General features: G+C 61.0%; 19 protein-coding genes. 10 read left to right on the top strand and 9 right to left on the bottom strand.

Annotated features, from left to right (window positions below; translation table 11 throughout):
• Nucleotides 1-52 precede the first annotated feature (52 nt).
• The 6 genes from QQJ86_RS06065 to QQJ86_RS06040 form a co-directional block, all read right to left on the bottom strand.
• Nucleotides 53-1,534: an RNA polymerase factor sigma-54 gene (locus QQJ86_RS06065; protein WP_284320018.1), complete on the bottom strand. Its 1,482-nt coding sequence runs from the start codon at nt 1,532-1,534 to the stop codon at nt 53-55.
• A gap of 293 nt (nt 1,535-1,827) precedes the next feature.
• Nucleotides 1,828-2,547, bottom strand: coding sequence for an LPS export ABC transporter ATP-binding protein (gene lptB / locus QQJ86_RS06060; protein WP_284320017.1), 720 nt, complete (start codon nt 2,545-2,547; stop codon nt 1,828-1,830).
• A 7-nt stretch (nt 2,548-2,554) separates the two neighbouring features.
• A complete protein-coding gene (gene lptA / locus QQJ86_RS06055) occupies nt 2,555-3,112 on the bottom strand; it encodes a lipopolysaccharide transport periplasmic protein LptA (protein ID WP_284320016.1) in 558 nt (185 codons plus the stop codon).
• Nucleotides 3,096-3,758, bottom strand: coding sequence for an LPS export ABC transporter periplasmic protein LptC (lptC, locus tag QQJ86_RS06050; protein ID WP_284320015.1), 663 nt, complete (start codon nt 3,756-3,758; stop codon nt 3,096-3,098). Before lptC ends, lptA begins: the two co-directional genes overlap by 17 nt.
• Nucleotides 3,755-4,297, bottom strand: coding sequence for a KdsC family phosphatase (locus QQJ86_RS06045; RefSeq protein ID WP_284320014.1), 543 nt, complete (start codon nt 4,295-4,297; stop codon nt 3,755-3,757). The genes lptC and QQJ86_RS06045 overlap by 4 nt, the downstream gene beginning before the upstream one ends.
• 16 nt (nt 4,298-4,313) lie before the next feature.
• Nucleotides 4,314-5,324, bottom strand: coding sequence for a KpsF/GutQ family sugar-phosphate isomerase (locus QQJ86_RS06040; protein WP_284320013.1), 1,011 nt, complete (start codon nt 5,322-5,324; stop codon nt 4,314-4,316).
• 167 nt (nt 5,325-5,491) lie between these two features.
• Between QQJ86_RS06040 and QQJ86_RS06035 the strand changes: the two genes are divergently transcribed.
• Both QQJ86_RS06035 and murA read left to right on the top strand, forming a co-directional pair.
• On the top strand, nt 5,492-5,731 hold the full coding sequence (locus QQJ86_RS06035) for a BolA family protein (RefSeq protein WP_284320012.1): 240 nt from the start codon (nt 5,492-5,494) through the stop codon (nt 5,729-5,731).
• Nucleotides 5,732-5,771: 40 nt separating this feature from the next.
• Nucleotides 5,772-7,031, top strand: coding sequence for a UDP-N-acetylglucosamine 1-carboxyvinyltransferase (gene murA / locus QQJ86_RS06030; RefSeq protein ID WP_284320011.1), 1,260 nt, complete (start codon nt 5,772-5,774; stop codon nt 7,029-7,031).
• 134 nt (nt 7,032-7,165) lie between these two features.
• On the opposite strand, the gene QQJ86_RS06025 is transcribed toward murA, so the two are convergent.
• The 3 genes from QQJ86_RS06025 to purM form a co-directional block, all read right to left on the bottom strand.
• Nucleotides 7,166-7,873, bottom strand: coding sequence for a DUF3108 domain-containing protein (locus tag QQJ86_RS06025; protein WP_284320010.1), 708 nt, complete (start codon nt 7,871-7,873; stop codon nt 7,166-7,168).
• A 200-nt stretch (nt 7,874-8,073) separates the two neighbouring features.
• On the bottom strand, nt 8,074-8,736 hold the full coding sequence (purN, locus tag QQJ86_RS06020) for a phosphoribosylglycinamide formyltransferase (protein WP_284320009.1): 663 nt from the start codon (nt 8,734-8,736) through the stop codon (nt 8,074-8,076).
• A 187-nt stretch (nt 8,737-8,923) separates the two neighbouring features.
• A complete protein-coding gene (purM, locus tag QQJ86_RS06015) occupies nt 8,924-9,952 on the bottom strand; it encodes a phosphoribosylformylglycinamidine cyclo-ligase (protein ID WP_284320008.1) in 1,029 nt (342 codons plus the stop codon).
• Between the two features lie 99 nt (nt 9,953-10,051).
• Between purM and QQJ86_RS06010 the strand changes: the two genes are divergently transcribed.
• The 8 genes from QQJ86_RS06010 (at nt 10,052) to QQJ86_RS05975 (ending at nt 15,071) form a co-directional block, all read left to right on the top strand.
• Nucleotides 10,052-11,047, top strand: coding sequence for a DUF2066 domain-containing protein (locus tag QQJ86_RS06010; protein ID WP_284320007.1), 996 nt, complete (start codon nt 10,052-10,054; stop codon nt 11,045-11,047).
• A 6-nt stretch (nt 11,048-11,053) separates the two neighbouring features.
• Nucleotides 11,054-11,632 (top strand): CDP-alcohol phosphatidyltransferase family protein, encoded by a 579-nt coding sequence (locus QQJ86_RS06005; protein ID WP_284320006.1) that lies wholly within the window; start codon nt 11,054-11,056, stop codon nt 11,630-11,632.
• A 70-nt stretch (nt 11,633-11,702) separates the two neighbouring features.
• Nucleotides 11,703-12,848: an AI-2E family transporter gene (locus tag QQJ86_RS06000; protein WP_284320005.1), complete on the top strand. Its 1,146-nt coding sequence runs from the start codon at nt 11,703-11,705 to the stop codon at nt 12,846-12,848.
• Nucleotides 12,845-13,540, top strand: coding sequence for a DnaA regulatory inactivator Hda (gene hda, locus QQJ86_RS05995; RefSeq protein ID WP_284320004.1), 696 nt, complete (start codon nt 12,845-12,847; stop codon nt 13,538-13,540). Before QQJ86_RS06000 ends, hda begins: the two co-directional genes overlap by 4 nt.
• A 42-nt stretch (nt 13,541-13,582) precedes the next feature.
• The gene (locus QQJ86_RS05990) at nt 13,583-13,843 is read left to right on the top strand and encodes a DUF2164 domain-containing protein (protein WP_284320003.1); all 261 of its coding nucleotides are present in this window, start codon (nt 13,583-13,585) and stop codon (nt 13,841-13,843) included.
• A gap of 19 nt (nt 13,844-13,862) precedes the next feature.
• A complete protein-coding gene (locus QQJ86_RS05985) occupies nt 13,863-14,282 on the top strand; it encodes a GFA family protein (protein WP_284320002.1) in 420 nt (139 codons plus the stop codon).
• Between the two features lie 41 nt (nt 14,283-14,323).
• Entirely contained in the window at nt 14,324-14,710 is a 387-nt protein-coding gene (locus QQJ86_RS05980) for a VOC family protein (RefSeq protein ID WP_284320001.1), read from the top strand.
• A gap of 28 nt (nt 14,711-14,738) precedes the next feature.
• Complete coding sequence (locus QQJ86_RS05975) at nt 14,739-15,071, top strand: VOC family protein (RefSeq protein ID WP_284320000.1); 333 nt, start codon at nt 14,739-14,741, stop codon at nt 15,069-15,071.
• The last annotated feature ends 29 nt before the right edge of the window (nt 15,072-15,100 follow it).

Genomic DNA, 15,100 nt, shown 5'->3' with positions numbered 1-15,100 from the left:
TGGGATTGTCCTGCCGCTGTGCAAGTTCCCGGGCATGGCCGGATGGCATGGTTCAGTTGCTGCGCTGTCGTTCGCTGGAGCTTGGAATGCGCAGGATTTCCCGGTATTTCGCCACCGTGCGGCGCGCTACCTGAATGCCTTTGTTATGCAACTCCTCGGCGAGTGCCTGGTCGGAGAGCGGCTTGCGTGGATCTTCGTTATCGACCAGCTTGCGCAGCATGGCCTGGATGGCGGTGGCGGACGCGCTGCCGCCGTCTTCGGTGGATACGCCGCTGGAGAAGAAATATTTCAACTCGTAGGTGCCGCGCGGCGTGTGAATGTATTTACGGGTAGTTACACGTGAAATGGTTGATTCGTGCATACCTACCTCCTCGGCCACTTCGCGCAGCACCAGCGGCTGCATCGCTTCCGGACCGTAGTCCAGGAAGGCGCTCTGCCGGCGCACGATGGCTTCCGCCACCTTCATAAGTGTTTCGGCACGGGATTCCAAACTTTTAATCAGCCAGCGCGCTTCCTGCAATTGGCCGCGCATCCAACTTGCATCATCGCTGCGCGCCTGCGCGATCAGGCTGCAATAGTGCTGGTTGAGGCTGAGCTTGGGCTGGCTGTCCGGATTGATCAGTACGCGCCAACGCGTGCCGTCCTTGCGTGCATAGACGTCGGGCGCGACGTATTCCACGGGCGTGGTATCCATCGCCGCGCCAGGGCGCGGATCAAGGCTGCGGATAAGAATCGCCGCGCCGGTTGCTTCTTCCTCGGTTGCGTGCAAACGACGGGCAAGCTTGACCATGTCGTTGCGTGCAAGGAGTTCCAGTTCGTGCTGGACGATTTGCAACGCGAGGTCGCGATACGGCGTGCTTGGATCGAATTGCTCGAGCTGTGCGCGCAGGCAATCGGGAAGATCGATGCTCGCCACGCCAGCAGGATCAAAGCGCTGCAATTGGCGGCGCACCGCATCCACTTCTTCGACCGTGGCTTTCAGATGTGGCGGCAGCGCTGCGAGCACCGCTTCAATGCCTTCACCTAGATAACCGTCTGTGTTAAGTGCGTCGATCAATACCGTGGCGATCGCCTTGGCGCGCGGTTCCATCGGCGTGAGGTTGAGCTGCCACAGCAGATGTTCCTGCAACGATTCGGGCGCCGCGTTTTGCGGTTCCATGCCTTCGTCGTCGCGATTGCTCGAGCTGCCGTTACCGTTGCCGTTGGTGGCGGAGAAATCGATCGGCTCGTCGGAACTGATCTCCGGTTCGGTCCACTCCGGCGCTTCGTCGTTGGCGTCGTTGCTGGACGTCGAACTGCTACTGCTGGCGGCGTTCAACGATTCGAATTCGTTGTCGTATTCGCCGTCGGCTTCTGTTTCGTCCTGCTCCAGCGAAGCATCTTCGGCGAACTCGAGCAGAGGATTGCTCTCAGCGAGTTGACGCAACTCGGCAGCCAGCTCCAGTTGCGACAATTGCAGTAGGCGAATGGCCTGTTGCAACTGCGGCGTGAGAGCCAGCTGTTGATTGAGACGGAACTGAAGCCCTGGTTTCATGCCTGCCGAAACGGTTAAGACAACCTCATCCTAACCCTTCGCCGGAATGTCGGCCATAGTTGTCGCGAGGGGAATGATTGCGTCGTAACGTGGATGTGAAGCGGCGCAAATTAGGCTTGTGCGGGCGAATAAGTTGGAGTATTTACCAGAGATTCGAACAGGCGTGGTCCGTGTGCTATTCGAATGTGCCGAGGCTGGGTTTACCGGACTCGGCGATACGGATCAGTCATTTGACGTGCTGATCCGCAGCCGGTCGTCCGCAGTCTGGTTAACCGGATGCTTTCAACCACCGCTTACAGGCGGAATTCGCGACCCAAGTACACTTCACGCACCCGTTCATCGGCCAGGATATGCGCCGGGGTGCCGCGCGAGAGCACCTCGCCTTCGTTCATGATGTAGGCACGATCGCAGATGCCGAGTGTTTCGCGCACGTTGTGGTCGGTGATCAGCACGCCGATGCCGCGTTCCTTCAAGTGCCGCACGATGCGCTGGATTTCGCCCACCGAGATCGGGTCGACGCCGGCGAACGGTTCGTCCAACAGCATGTAGCGCGGCTGTGCAGCGAGGGCGCGCGCGATCTCCACGCGACGACGCTCGCCACCGGACAGGCTGATGCCTTTCTGTCCCGCGATGTGCGCGATTTTCAGTTCGTCCAGCAGGCTTTCCAGTTCGGCATCGCGCTTGCGTTGATCGAGTCCTTGGCGCAATTCCAGCACGGCCATGATGTTGTCGGCCACGCTCAGGCGACGAAATACGGAGGCTTCCTGCGGCAGGTAGCCGATGCCGAGCTTGGCGCGCGAATGCATGGGCAGGCCGGTGATGTCCTGCTTGTCAAGCTTGATCGCACCGCCGTCGGCCTCGATCAGGCCCACGATCATGTAGAAGCAGGTAGTTTTACCGGCGCCATTGGGGCCGAGCAGGCCCACTACTTCGCCCTGGCGGATCGAGAACGCGAAATCGCGCACGACTTGGCGCGCGCGGAAACTCTTTTGCAGACCTTCTGCGGAAAGCATTTACGGGTTATTCCTTCGATGCGCTGCTGGCGGACGCCGGCGCGCTGGGTGACGGTGCGGGCTTGGCGGGCGCAGGCGGTGTGGCCGGCGCACCGTGCTTCGGCGGCGGCAGCGGTTTTTGCTTCGGCAGGAAGGTCATGGTGACCTGACCCGCGCCACCGCTTTCGCCGACCATGTAGCCGGTCTGCGTGTTGTAGGTAAGCTTGGCACCGCGCGCATCACCCTTGTTCTGCTGATGCACGTAGGCGGTGCCGGTGAGGATCGCCACGCCGTTGACGTTGTCGTAGTACAGCTGATCGGCATCACCGGTCATCAAGTTGCCGTTGTCGTCGATCTGTTCAATGTGCGGACGCTTTTGTGGCGTGCCGGTCACAACGATGTGATCGACCGACGTGTCTTCCTTGGCCGTGTAGATTTTGGCGATGTCGCCGATGAGCTTCATCGTGCCCTGGTTGATCAGCACGCTGCCTTTGAAAGTGCTGATGGTGTTGGGCTGGTTGTAGCCGTCGAAGCTGTCGGCATGTACGACGTGAATCGGCTGGTTGCGATCATCCTGTCGCGCCATCGCAGGTTGCAGGAGCAGCAGCCCCGTGGCCAGCAGACTGAGCCGTAGCATTTTTCTGGCGCGGATACAGGAAACCGTGCACGTCATGGAGCAACTCCAAGTGGTTATCGTTGAGGCTGGCACGCATGCCGACGCCGTTCATTACGCTTTGTCCTTGCGTCAGAGTGGCCGGGTCCGCGGTTTCCATGCGGTTCTCTTTCGGCCAGCCCGTGACATTCGAGGTGTGTAATGTTGCCATGGGACTTTGCGCGTAGGCAGGGCGGCACATGTACACCGCACCATCCAGCCGCATTTCCGTGCCGCTCTTGTTGACCCAGCCGTATGGTGCATTGCCTTGCCAGTCCGGCACACCGGTTTTTTTCGAGGCAACATCGAACACCGGTGCGTTGATGTACAGCGACTCGTCGCCACCGCGGCGATCCATGCGCGGTGCGGTCATCGTGAAGCTTAGCAATCCATCGACGTCATAACTCCACACGCGGGAGTTGTAGAGCACATAGTCGGCCACGGGCGGGCCGATGAATTCGTTGGTCGGCGGCTCGCCTACCACCCAGCTGCGCAGCATCCAGCTGGCGGGTGCGGCAATAGCGAGCAGCACGATGGTTGCGTTGACGCGATTGTCGCGCAGGTATTGGCGAAAGCTCACCGCCAGTGCTCCTGTTCCGCTGCGCTCTTGCCCTGCGCGTGCAGGATCAGATCGCACACTTCGCGCACGGCGCCCATACCGCCACCCAGGCTGGTCTGCCAATGTGCGCGCTGCGTGACCCAGGGGTGCGCATTGGCGACAGCCACAGCAAAACCGGCGAGATCCATCGCGGGCAAGTCAGGCAGGTCGTCGCCGACGAAGGCGGCCTGCTCGGGCTGAAGGTTCAGGGCTTCGAGCATCTGGCGCAGGCATTCGCGCTTGTCGTTCTGACCCTGGTAGACGTGCGCGATGTTCAGTTCTTCCGCGCGCAAGGCGACCGGATGGCTGATGCGCGCGCTGACGATGGCTACCTGGATGCCGTTCGCCTGCAGGCGCTTCAGGCCCAGGCCGTCGTGCACGTGAAAAACCTTGGTTTCGTGGCCGCTTTCGCTGTACCACAGGCGACCGTCGGTGAGCGTGCCGTCCACGTCGAACGCGGCCAAACGAATTTTGGCAGCGCGTGCGAGCACGTTGGCAGGCAGGTTGGAAAGGTATTGCATGCAGCGGTTCCGTTCTTCAGACCACGCGCGCGCGCAGCAGGTCGTGAATGTTGAGGGCGCCGACCACGCGTTGCGTGTGATCGACCACCAGCAGGGCGTGAATCTGGTACTTCTCCATCAGCTGTGCTGCCTCGATGGCGAGCTTGTCGGTGCCGATCACCTTCGGACCGCGTGTCATCAGATCGCTGACACGCGCGTTGCGCAGATCAACGCCATCGTCGTCGAGCGCGCGGCGCAAGTCACCGTCGGTGAACACTCCCAGCAAGTGCTGGTCAGGGTCGACTACGGCGGTCATACCCAAGTGCTTGCGGGTCATTTCCATAAGGGCTTCGGTAAGCGTTGCATCCGGTGGAACCATCGGGACGCCCGGACCGGTGTGCATCACATCGCTGATGTGTAGCAACAGACGGCGTCCCAGGCTGCCTGCGGGGTGAGAACGCGCGAAGTCTTCGGAGGTAAACCCACGTGCTTCCAGCAGGGCGATGGCGAGGGCGTCGCCCATCACCAGCGCGGCGGTGGTGCTGGCGGTGGGGGCCAGGCCCAGTGGGCAGGCTTCGGCGGAAATGCCGGCATCCAGATGTACATCGGCCTGGCCGGCGAGCGAAGAATCCGGGTTGCCAGTGATGGCAATCAACGGAATGCCTTGGCGCTTGATCACCGGTAGGATGAACAGGATCTCGTCCGTCTCGCCCGAGTTGGACAGGGCCAGCACCACGTCCTGCGGCAGGATCATGCCAAGGTCGCCGTGGCTGGCCTCGCCCGGGTGCACAAAAAAGGCCGGTGTGCCGGTGGAAGCCAAGGTGGCGGCGATCTTGCGCCCCACATGGCCGGATTTGCCCATGCCCGTGACCACCACGCGTCCCTTGCAGCCCAGGATCAGCCGGCAAGCATCGACGAAGGTCTGGTCGATACGCGGCTCCAGCGCCCGGATGGCGGCGGCTTCGGTAGCGATGACCGTGCGTGCGCTGCGCACGATGGTGGCGGCATCCACCCGGGTGGATTTGGCTTTGGTGATGGGTGCGTTCATGCGTCCTCGGGGCGTGCTGGGCAGGGGGCAAAACGCCTGTGTCGTTTCTGCGACAGCGGATTTCCATTAACATGGCATATTCGCATTCTATCTTGATGCCTGTCGCCCATGGCTCGCCCTGTACCAGCCGGCAGCCGGCGTTCAGTATCTCAGCAATTGGAAAATCGATGGACGCAGCCAGCATCCAGGCAATGATTGAAACGGGCCTGCCCGGCGCAAAGGCGAGCGTGCAAGGTGACGATGGGGTGCACTTCGAGGCGGAAGTGGTGGCCGAGCAGTTTGCGGGCAAGCTGCCGTTGGCTCGCCACCGCCTTGTCTACGCCACTTTGGGCGACCTCATGGGGGGCGCGATCCACGCGCTCGCACTCAAGACTCTGACGCCGGAAGAAGCCGCCGTGCGCCGTTGACGCTGCCGCGGTTGCTTCCGTTTTTCTCTAGGAATTCCTGATGGCTAAAATTCTGATCAGCGGCGGCGAGCCGCTACGCGGTGAAGTGGGTATTTCCGGCGCCAAGAACGCCGTGCTGCCGATTCTCGCGTCCTGTTTGCTGGCTGATGAGCCGGTGACGATCAGCAACGTTCCACACCTGCACGATGTCACCACCACCATGGAGCTGCTCGGCCAGATGGGCGTGCAGTTGGTGCTGGACGACCGCATGAAGATCCAGGTGGACCCGCGCTCCGCCGACCGTTATTTCGCGCCGTACGAACTGGTGAAAACCATGCGCGCCTCGATCCTGGTGCTCGGGCCGCTGGTGGCGCGCTTCGGTCAGGCGGAAGTTTCGCTGCCGGGTGGTTGCCAGATCGGTTCGCGTCCCGTGGACCAGCACATTCGCGGCCTGCAAGCGCTGGGGGCGGAGATCGAAGTCGAGAACGGCTACATCAAGGCCCGTGCCAAGCGCCTAAAGGGCGCGCGCATCTTGATGGACATGGTGACCGTCACCGGCACCGAGAACGTGATGATGGCGGCGGTGTTGGCCGACGGCACCAGCATCATCGAAAACGCGGCGCAGGAACCGGAAGTGGTGGACCTGGCCAACTGCCTCAATGCGTTGGGCGCACAGATCGAAGGTGCTGGCACCTCCACCTTGGTGATCCATGGTGTGGAGCGCTTGCACGGCGGCGATTACGAAGTGCTGCCCGATCGCATCGAAACCGGCACGTTTCTGGTTGGTGCGGCGATGACCGGCGGCAAGATTCGCGCACGCAACGCGCGCGCCAACACACTGGATGCCGTGCTGGTGAAGTTGGAAGAAGCCGGTGCGCACGTCAGCACCGGTCCGGACTGGATCGAGCTGGACATGCAGGGCCGCCGTCCTAAAGCCGTGAACATCACGACTGCGCCGTACCCAGCATTTCCCACTGACATGCAGGCGCAGTTCACCGCGCTCAACTGCGTGGCCGAAGGCGTGGGTGTGATTACCGAAACCGTGTTCGAAAACCGCTTCATGCACGCACACGAACTGCAGCGTCTTGGTGCGGATATCCGCCTGGAAGGCAACACCGCCATCATTCGCGGCGTGGACAAGATGAGCGGCGCGCCGATCATGGCTACCGATCTGCGCGCGTCGGCGTGTCTGGTGCTGGCGGGACTGGTCGCGGAAGGCGATACCACGGTCGATCGCGTGTATCACATCGATCGCGGTTACGAGAACATCGAAGAGAAACTCAGCACGCTTGGGGCGCGGATTCGTCGCTTGCCGACCTAATTCCCGCCTTGCCTTGGACCTCAATGGTCATCATTCCCGCGAAAGCGGGAATCCATTTTTGCTTTTGCATCAGAGCAGCATGGATTCCCGCTTTCGCGGGAATGACGGCGATGTGGGATGCGTGATGATGTGATTTACGGCGAGCTGTACCGAACCAACTGCAGCGTCAAATCGCCACCTTCACTCTGCGCCACTTTCACCGGTAACGGATACTGCTTCGGCACGTACCACGCGTCGAAATGCTTGTCCGAATCGGTGCGTGTGACGCGCTCGGCCTGAAAGCTGCCTGCAGGTACCTGCACGCTTTCAGTGCCCTGCACTTTGTACTGTTGTTGCTCCACTTGTTGCCTCACGCCCACCGGCAGCGTCACGTTCTGGTTGCCATTGCGCAGCGAAAGACCTATCGCCAACAACAGCGTATTGCGGTCGACCAGACCTGGCACTGCGGCATAATTCATGGTGCCTTTGCCATCCTCCACGCTTACCTGCTTGGTGCTCCAATTCACCTGCATGATGCGCTGCTTGGTTTTCAGCGCGACGACTTTGGATGTGTAGTTCTCTGTTTCGGGGGCATTGTTGTTCCAGCGGAAATGCGTGACGTCGCTGGAGTTCGCACCCAGCATCGCAGCCAGGCCGGAAGTGCCGTGGATCTGATTGCTGTACTCATATTCGCCGTTACCAAGCGGCTTCAGCGTAATCGTCGCTTCGCCCATCGCTTCGCCTTGGCGCGAAACCTGGTACGTGGCGGTGAAGGGCGTCGGTTGCGCGGCAAGTGCGGCGCTGGTGGAAACGGCCAGCACAAGGCCGGCGAGAAGGGAGCGGGGAAGGTTAAGTGTGCGCATGGATCGGGAGTGTACGTCAAAGAACCTGTCTGACATCCCAGCGTAGCTCGCCTAGTCCCTGAGTAGCCGTCATGCGGCCGCGCGTGGCTTGACCAGACAGCCAGTCTGGCACTGCGCCACGCACGACCACCTGACAGCTACTCAGGGACTAGGCGAACCACGCTGAGACATCAAACAGGTTCTTCATCCTGAACGCGTAATCAGCGAACGAGTTCGCCGCCTTGCCAGCGCAAAGGTTTGCGAATGGGGGCGTCATCGAAGATGACGCCCTGTTCACCTAGCGCCAGTCTGCCGGAGGCAATAAGCGCAACGACTGCCGGCAGCAGTTGGTGTTCCAGCGGAAGCAACCGCGCGGCGAGGGTGTTCTCGTTGTCGCCGGCCTCGATCGACAGGGTGGTCTGTGCGATCACCGGGCCACCATCGAGTTCGGCCGTTACGTAATGCACGCTGGCGCCGTGTTCGACGTCGCCTGCTTTCAGCGCGCGGCGATGGGTATGCAGGCCCCGATATTTGGGCAGCAACGAAGGGTGGATGTTGATCATCCTTCCCGCCCAGGGTTTCATCGCATCGCCATCGATGATGCGCATGAAGCCCGCCAGCACGAGCAGATCCGGCTTGCTGGCGGCAAGGCAGTCGAACAGTGCGAAATCATAGGCGCGACGGTCAGCGTATTCGCGTGGGTCGAGCACTATGGTCGGGACACCTGCGCTTTGCGCGAGTTGCAACACTGGTGCATCGGCTTTATCGCTGGCAACCAGCACGAATTCCACCGGCAGCTCACCGCGTTCGCGTGCGGCCAGCAGCGCGGCGAAGTTGCTGCCACGACCGGAGGCGAGGATGGCGATGCGGAGGGGTTTGGGCATAAGGTGCAGGCTTTTTTTGCTCCCTCTCCCCGCCGGGGAGAGGGCTGGGGTGAGGGGACACTCTTGCGAAGATTGACGTTAATGCTTGGGATTGAGATGCGTTGTGCGTGGTGATGTTTCAGGCTTCCGGCGAGGTTGGCCCCTCACCCCAACCCTCTCCCCGGAAGGGAGAGGGAGCAAAGCGCGCTCAGCCAATATGCACGCGCTCGTCGCCTTGCGCCTTCACCACTTCGCCGATCACCCAGCTCTTCAAGCCATGCTTGTCCAACAGGGCCGAGGCCGCGCTCACCGCGTCGCGCGGCAGCAGCACGGTGAAGCCCACACCGCAATTGAAGGTGCGCCACATTTCCTCGCGTACAACCTTGCCTTCGCGCATCAGCCAATCGAACACCGGCGGCAGGACAATGGCGTTGGCGTCGATGTTCAAGCCAAGGCCGTCTGGCACTACGCGGATGATGTTTTCTTTCAAGCCACCGCCTGTGATGTGCGCCATACCGTGGACTGGCGACGACTTCAGTAATTCCAGCATCGACTTCACGTAGATCGTGGTCGGCGCCATCAGCGCGTCCACTAGCTTCACGCCGCCAAGATCGAGTTCCAGCGGACTACCCGCACGCTCGACAATCTTGCGGATCAGCGAATAGCCGTTCGAATGCGGACCGGACGAAGCCACCGCCAGGATCACGTCGCCGGCCACAATGTCGTCGCCGCTGAGCAGCGCTTCTTTTTCCACCGCGCCGACGGTGAAGCCCGCCAGATCGTATTCACCGGGCGGATACATGTCGGGCATCTCGGCGGTTTCGCCGCCGATCAGTGCGCAGCCGGCCAGTTCGCAGCCCTTGGCGATGCCGCCGACCACGGCCACGGTGGTGTCCACGTCCAATTTGCCCGTGGCGAAGTAGTCGAGGAAGAACAGCGGTTCCGCGCCTTGCACCAGCACGTCGTTCACACACATGCCGACCAGGTCGATGCCGATGGTGTCATGACGGTTCAACTGCTGCGCCAGCTTGAGCTTGGTGCCCACACCGTCGGTGCCGGAGACCAGCACCGGCTCTTTGTAGCGTGTGCCGAGATTAAACAAGCCGCCGAAACCGCCCAGCCCACCCATCACTTCGGGGCGGAAGGTGCGCTTGACCAGCGGTTTGATGCGTTCGACCACGGCATTGCCGGCATCGATATCCACGCCTGCAGCGCGGTAGGTAAGGGCGTCGGACATGGCCAACCTGGCGTTCGGAAAACGTCCAATGATAGACGTTAAGGGTCGGATTGGGCAGACTTCCGCCCGAACCCCTGACCCAGAGCACAGCTCACGCTCATGCGCCTGTCACGCCTGCCGATCGCCATCTTGCTGTTTGGTCTTGTCCTGGGGCTTGTCCCGGTTGCGCAGGCTCAGACCGCCACTTCGCCCTATACCGTCGTGGTGCCCGTACCGGATACCAGCGCGATCCAGCGCAACCAGGCGTTCCAGGCAGCCCTCGGGCAGGTGCTGGTACGTGTCTCCGGTGGCCAGGATCTATCCAGCAAGAATGGCTACCCCGAGGCCATGCAGAATGCTGCCGGCATCGTGAAGCAGTTCCAATATCAGGGCGATGGCGGCAACCCACCAACTTTCACGTTGACGGTGACCTTCGATCAGGGCGCGGTGCAACGGCTGGTCACACAGTTGGGTGCGACTACGGCTGGTGTCAAACCGCCGCTGCTATTGATCGTGAAAGGCAGCGATGGGCATCTGCTCAGCCAGAACGAGCTGGGCGGGCTCACCGGCGCAGTCGGCAAGCGCGGCTATCAGGTCAGTTATGCCGATCCGGCTCAGTTGCCCGATCTGGGCAAGCTCGCCGATGCCGATCCTGCCGCGCTGTCGGCGATCAGCCGGCTGTACCACACCGGATTGGTGCTGATCGGTAACCTGCAGGCCAACAGTGCCGATTGGACGCTGATCAGCGGCGGCCAGTCGCAGCACTGGAATGCGCAAGGCGGCAATCAGGACGCCCTGTTCGCTGATGCAGGTAAAACTGCCGCCGACCGCCTGGGGCAAGCGTTGAACGTCATCGCCACCAGTGACGTCAACGGCAAGCTATGGGTAAGCGGGCTGCATTCGGCCATGGACTACGCCAACCTGCTCGCCACACTGCGTGCCGATCCTTCCGTGCGCAGCCTTTACACGGTCGGTGCTCAGGACGATGGCGTACTGCTCGCGGTGAAGGCCGGCATGCCGCTGGACAACCTGGTGACCAATCTCTCGGCGGGAGGCCGAGTGATAGAAGGCAGCTCCCACGATGGTGCGGATGCCAGCCTGCGCTGGCTGCACTGAAAAAGCGTGACCGCTGCGATGCCATCTGCGTCGCATTCTCCTTGGCGGCATCTACCCAATGCCATTTCCATGCTGCGGGTGTTGCTCGTGGCGCCGATCTGCTGGCTGCTATGGAATGAAAAATGGCCGTCCGCGCTCGCACTGGTGGCGGTAGCCGGCGCATCGGATGGGCTGGACGGTTTTCTCGCGCGTCATTATGGATGGCAGAGCCGGCTCGGCGGCATGCTCGATGCGATTGCGGACAAACTGCTGCTGGTCAGCTGTTTCGTGATCCTTGCGTGGCGACAGGAGACGCCGCTGTGGCTGGCAGCGATCGTGTGCGGGCGCGACCTGGTGATAGCTGCAGGCGCGCTGGGTTGGCGCGTACTGATCGGTCCAATCGACCCTCATCCCAGCTTGCTGTCGAAGGCCTGCACGCTGGCCCAGATCATTTATCTGCTAACGCTGCTGCTGGCGTTGGCGTGCTGGCCGATGCTGCGCTCGACGGCACTCGCCTGGCTGGTAGCGGTGTTGTGTGTGGCGAGCGGAGCGCACTATGTGTGGCAATGGTCTCGCCGCGCATGGCATACGCGTCACGCACCGTGATGCAAGACTTTGAACGATCCGCCACATCAGCCACACTTGCCTACGTTCGCCCATCACCGATGAGCCTTTCGTGTCCATAAGCCAAGAGACATCCCGCCGCTGGCAGATGCTGGCAATCATCGTAGCCATCGGCTTGCTGGTCTGGTTGCTTGCACCGGTACTGATGCCGTTCGCCGTTGCCGCCATGCTGGCCTACCTCAGCGATCCGCTGGCCGATCGATTGGAGCGACTCGGGCTTGGGCGGGCGCTGGCGGTAAGCATCGTGTTCGTGCTGCTGATTCTGGTGATCGCCGCCGCGCTGCTTTTGCTGATACCGCTGATCGCGCGGCAGGTCGAGAATCTGGTGCAGAACTTCCCGTTTTACGTGGAGTGGGCCAGGGCCAAAGCCGTGCCATGGCTGCAGGCTAAGCTGCATCTGGACCCCAAGGCGTTCGATACCGACCGCCTGGTCGATCAGATCAAGCAACATATCGGTTCCATCGGCACCGTACTGGGCAAGCTGTCCCGCTCGGGCCTCGGTGTCGTTGCCTGGCTCACCAACGTGGTTCTGATTCCGGTGGTGTGGTTCTACTTGTTGCGCGACTGGGATCGTCTCGTGGCATGGATCGATCGCATGCTGCCACGTTCGGTCGAGCCGACTGTTGCGCACCTGGCACGCGAATCCGACATGGTGCTCGGCGCATTCGTGCGTGGGCAATTGCTGGTGATGCTGGCGCTGGCGATCTATTACGGTGTGGCGCTGACGCTGATCGGCATTTCGGTGGGCCCGCTGATCGGCATGGTCGCCGGCTTGCTTAGCTTTGTGCCGTATCTCGGCTTCATCACGGGTTTCGCCGCGGCCATCATCGCCTCGCTGGTGCAACACGGGGACTGGACGCACCTGATGATGGTGGTGGGCGTGTTCATCATCGGGCAATTGCTCGAAGGCTACGTGCTGGTGCCGCGGCTGGTTGGCGAGAAGATCGGTTTGCATCCCGTGGCGGTGATCTTCGCCGTGCTGGCGGGTGGCTACCTGTTTGGTTTCCTCGGCGTGCTGCTTGCACTGCCGGCCGCATCGGTCATTCTGGTGCTGCTGCGCTATCTCGCGCAGCGTTACCGGCAAAGCGATCTGTACACCGAAAAAGGCGAGCCTGACAGCGTGTTTGTCGATGAGGACGTGACGGTGAACGATGGCGAGGCATCTGTGCATGTCGCCGGCCACAACGACAAGCCATGACCACGCAACTTCCGTTGGGCTTGCGCTGGCCCCGCCGCCAGCGTTTCGAGCATTTCCACGCCGGCGCTAACGCCGCGGCGCTGGCTGCTGTACAAGCACTTGCCACGCAGCCCGGTGCACCTTGGGTGTACTTGAGCGGTGCTACCGGCGGCGGGAAAAGCCATCTGCTTATGGCCGCGTGTCAGGCCGCGCATGAGGCCGGACATACCGTGCAATATCTGCCGATGAAGAATCTGCACGAGCACGTCATGGCGCTGCGCGGTGTGGCTGGAAGTCAGTTCATTGCGCTCGATGACATCGATGTGCTTGCTGGCGAGCGTGAAGCCGAGCACGCCCTGTTTGATCTCTACAATCGCGCCCGCGCCGAAGGCACCGCGCTCATCTTTACGGCGCAGGTCGTGCCCGCACAACTCAACCTCAGCTTGCCTGATCTGCGTTCCCGCCTGGGTGCATGCACGCAGTTCACGCTGAAGCCGCTGGAAGATGGCGAGCGTCGCGAAGTGTTGAGGCGCCAGGCCGCACTGCGCGGAATCGAGCTGGATGACACTGTGCTCGACTGGCTGTTCGCCCGCTACGCGCGCGACCTCGGCGCACTGCTCGACCTGCTCGATCGTCTGGACCAGGCGTCACTGGCGGCGCAACGGCGCATCACCGTCCCATTCTTGCGCACGTTTCTTCGCGAGATCGGTTAGGCGTTACGGGAAGAAAAACACTCTTGCTATCAGGACTGTGCGATGCATACGACGGATATCGCGTTTTCGCCGGCTGAAAAAGAAGTGATCGTTCGGAAGATAAAGCTGTATTTTTCCGAAGAACTGGATCAATCGATCGGCAGTTTCGATGCGGAGTTTCTCCTGGACTTTTTTGCGAAGGAGATCGGTGCGTATTTCTACAACCGCGGTTTGTACGATACGCAGGCGGTGCTGTCCAAAAAGCTCGACGATATCCAGGACGCGATCTATCAACTAGAGCGACCTACGGAATTTCAACGGTGAGTGACGGGTAGAGATAAGCATGAATGCCGGCGATAACTCACGCGATCGGATGCTTTCAGGCGAGTGCTTTTGCGGCGCGATTCGGTATCGCGTGGAAGACAGCTTTGTTTACGCGCTGAACTGCCACTGCTCGCAATGCCGCAGGACGACCGGTTCGGCATTCAAACCATTCGGCGGCATCGAACGAAACAAACTGAACGTCGTCAAAGGCGCAGAAAATCTGATGACCTTCGGCGACGAACACGGGCACGATGCGCATTGCAAGGTGTGTGGCTCGCTGCTGTATTCGGTCGTGCGTGAAGGGCAGTATGTGCACGTCACGCTGGGAACGCTGATCGACGATCCATCCATACGGCCAACGGCTCACATCTTCGTCGGCTCGAAAGCGCCGTGGTTCACGATTACCGATGGGTTGCCGCAGCACCAGGAGTTCGACTAATGGCCACAACGGTTGTGTAACGCTTCATCAAGGAACGCGACATGATTGACCACATTGGTGTGTCTGTCAGCGATTTCGAGAAAAGCAAGGCGTTCTATGTCAAGGCGCTAACCGCGATCGGTTATGCGCTGTTGATGGAATTTCCCTCTGCGGTCACCGGCAGCACAGACGTGGCTGGTTTTGGTGAGCCGCCCAAGCCGGATTTCTGGATTAGCAAAGGCGCGCCCCATCAGCCGCCTATGCACGTGGCGTTTCGCGTGAACAATCGTGCGTTGGTCGATGCCTTCTATCGCGAGGCTATTGCCGCAGGTGGGCGCGATAACGGTGCGCCCGGCATTCGTCCGCACTATCACCAGGACTACTATGGTGCCTTCGTGCTCGATCCGGACGGGCACAATATCGAAGCGGTGTGTCATCTGCCGGAATAACCTCGAATGTGAGCAGTGAGGTGGCGTTATGTCCGCAATGTTCCGTTCTTCTCGCGACGTAATCATCCGCACCGAAGCTTGGGCGGATGCCGTGAATTTCTATACCTCGGTGCTAGGTCTGGCAGCGGTCCAGCGCGGTGAAGGGATGGTGGGTTTCGAAACCGGTGAGTTCCGCCTCTATGTCGAGAAAGGGGCGGCGCATGGACCGGTGTTCGAATTCCTGGTGCCGGATGTGCAGGCAGCCAAGGCGCAATTGCTCGCTGCGGGCTGCGAAGTCGTCGAGGAGGATGCACAGCTTCCTCGCTGTTATCTTCGCGATCCTTATGGGCTGATATTCAATATCGGTACATCCGGCACGTGATGTTGTTGCTGCTTTCGTAAGGAAAGCCT

Source organism: Dyella acidisoli (genome assembly GCF_030160295.1).
GTDB classification, from domain to species: Bacteria; Pseudomonadota; Gammaproteobacteria; order Xanthomonadales; family Rhodanobacteraceae; genus Dyella_B; species Dyella_B acidisoli.
This window is presented reverse-complemented; position numbering and strand designations above follow the sequence as displayed.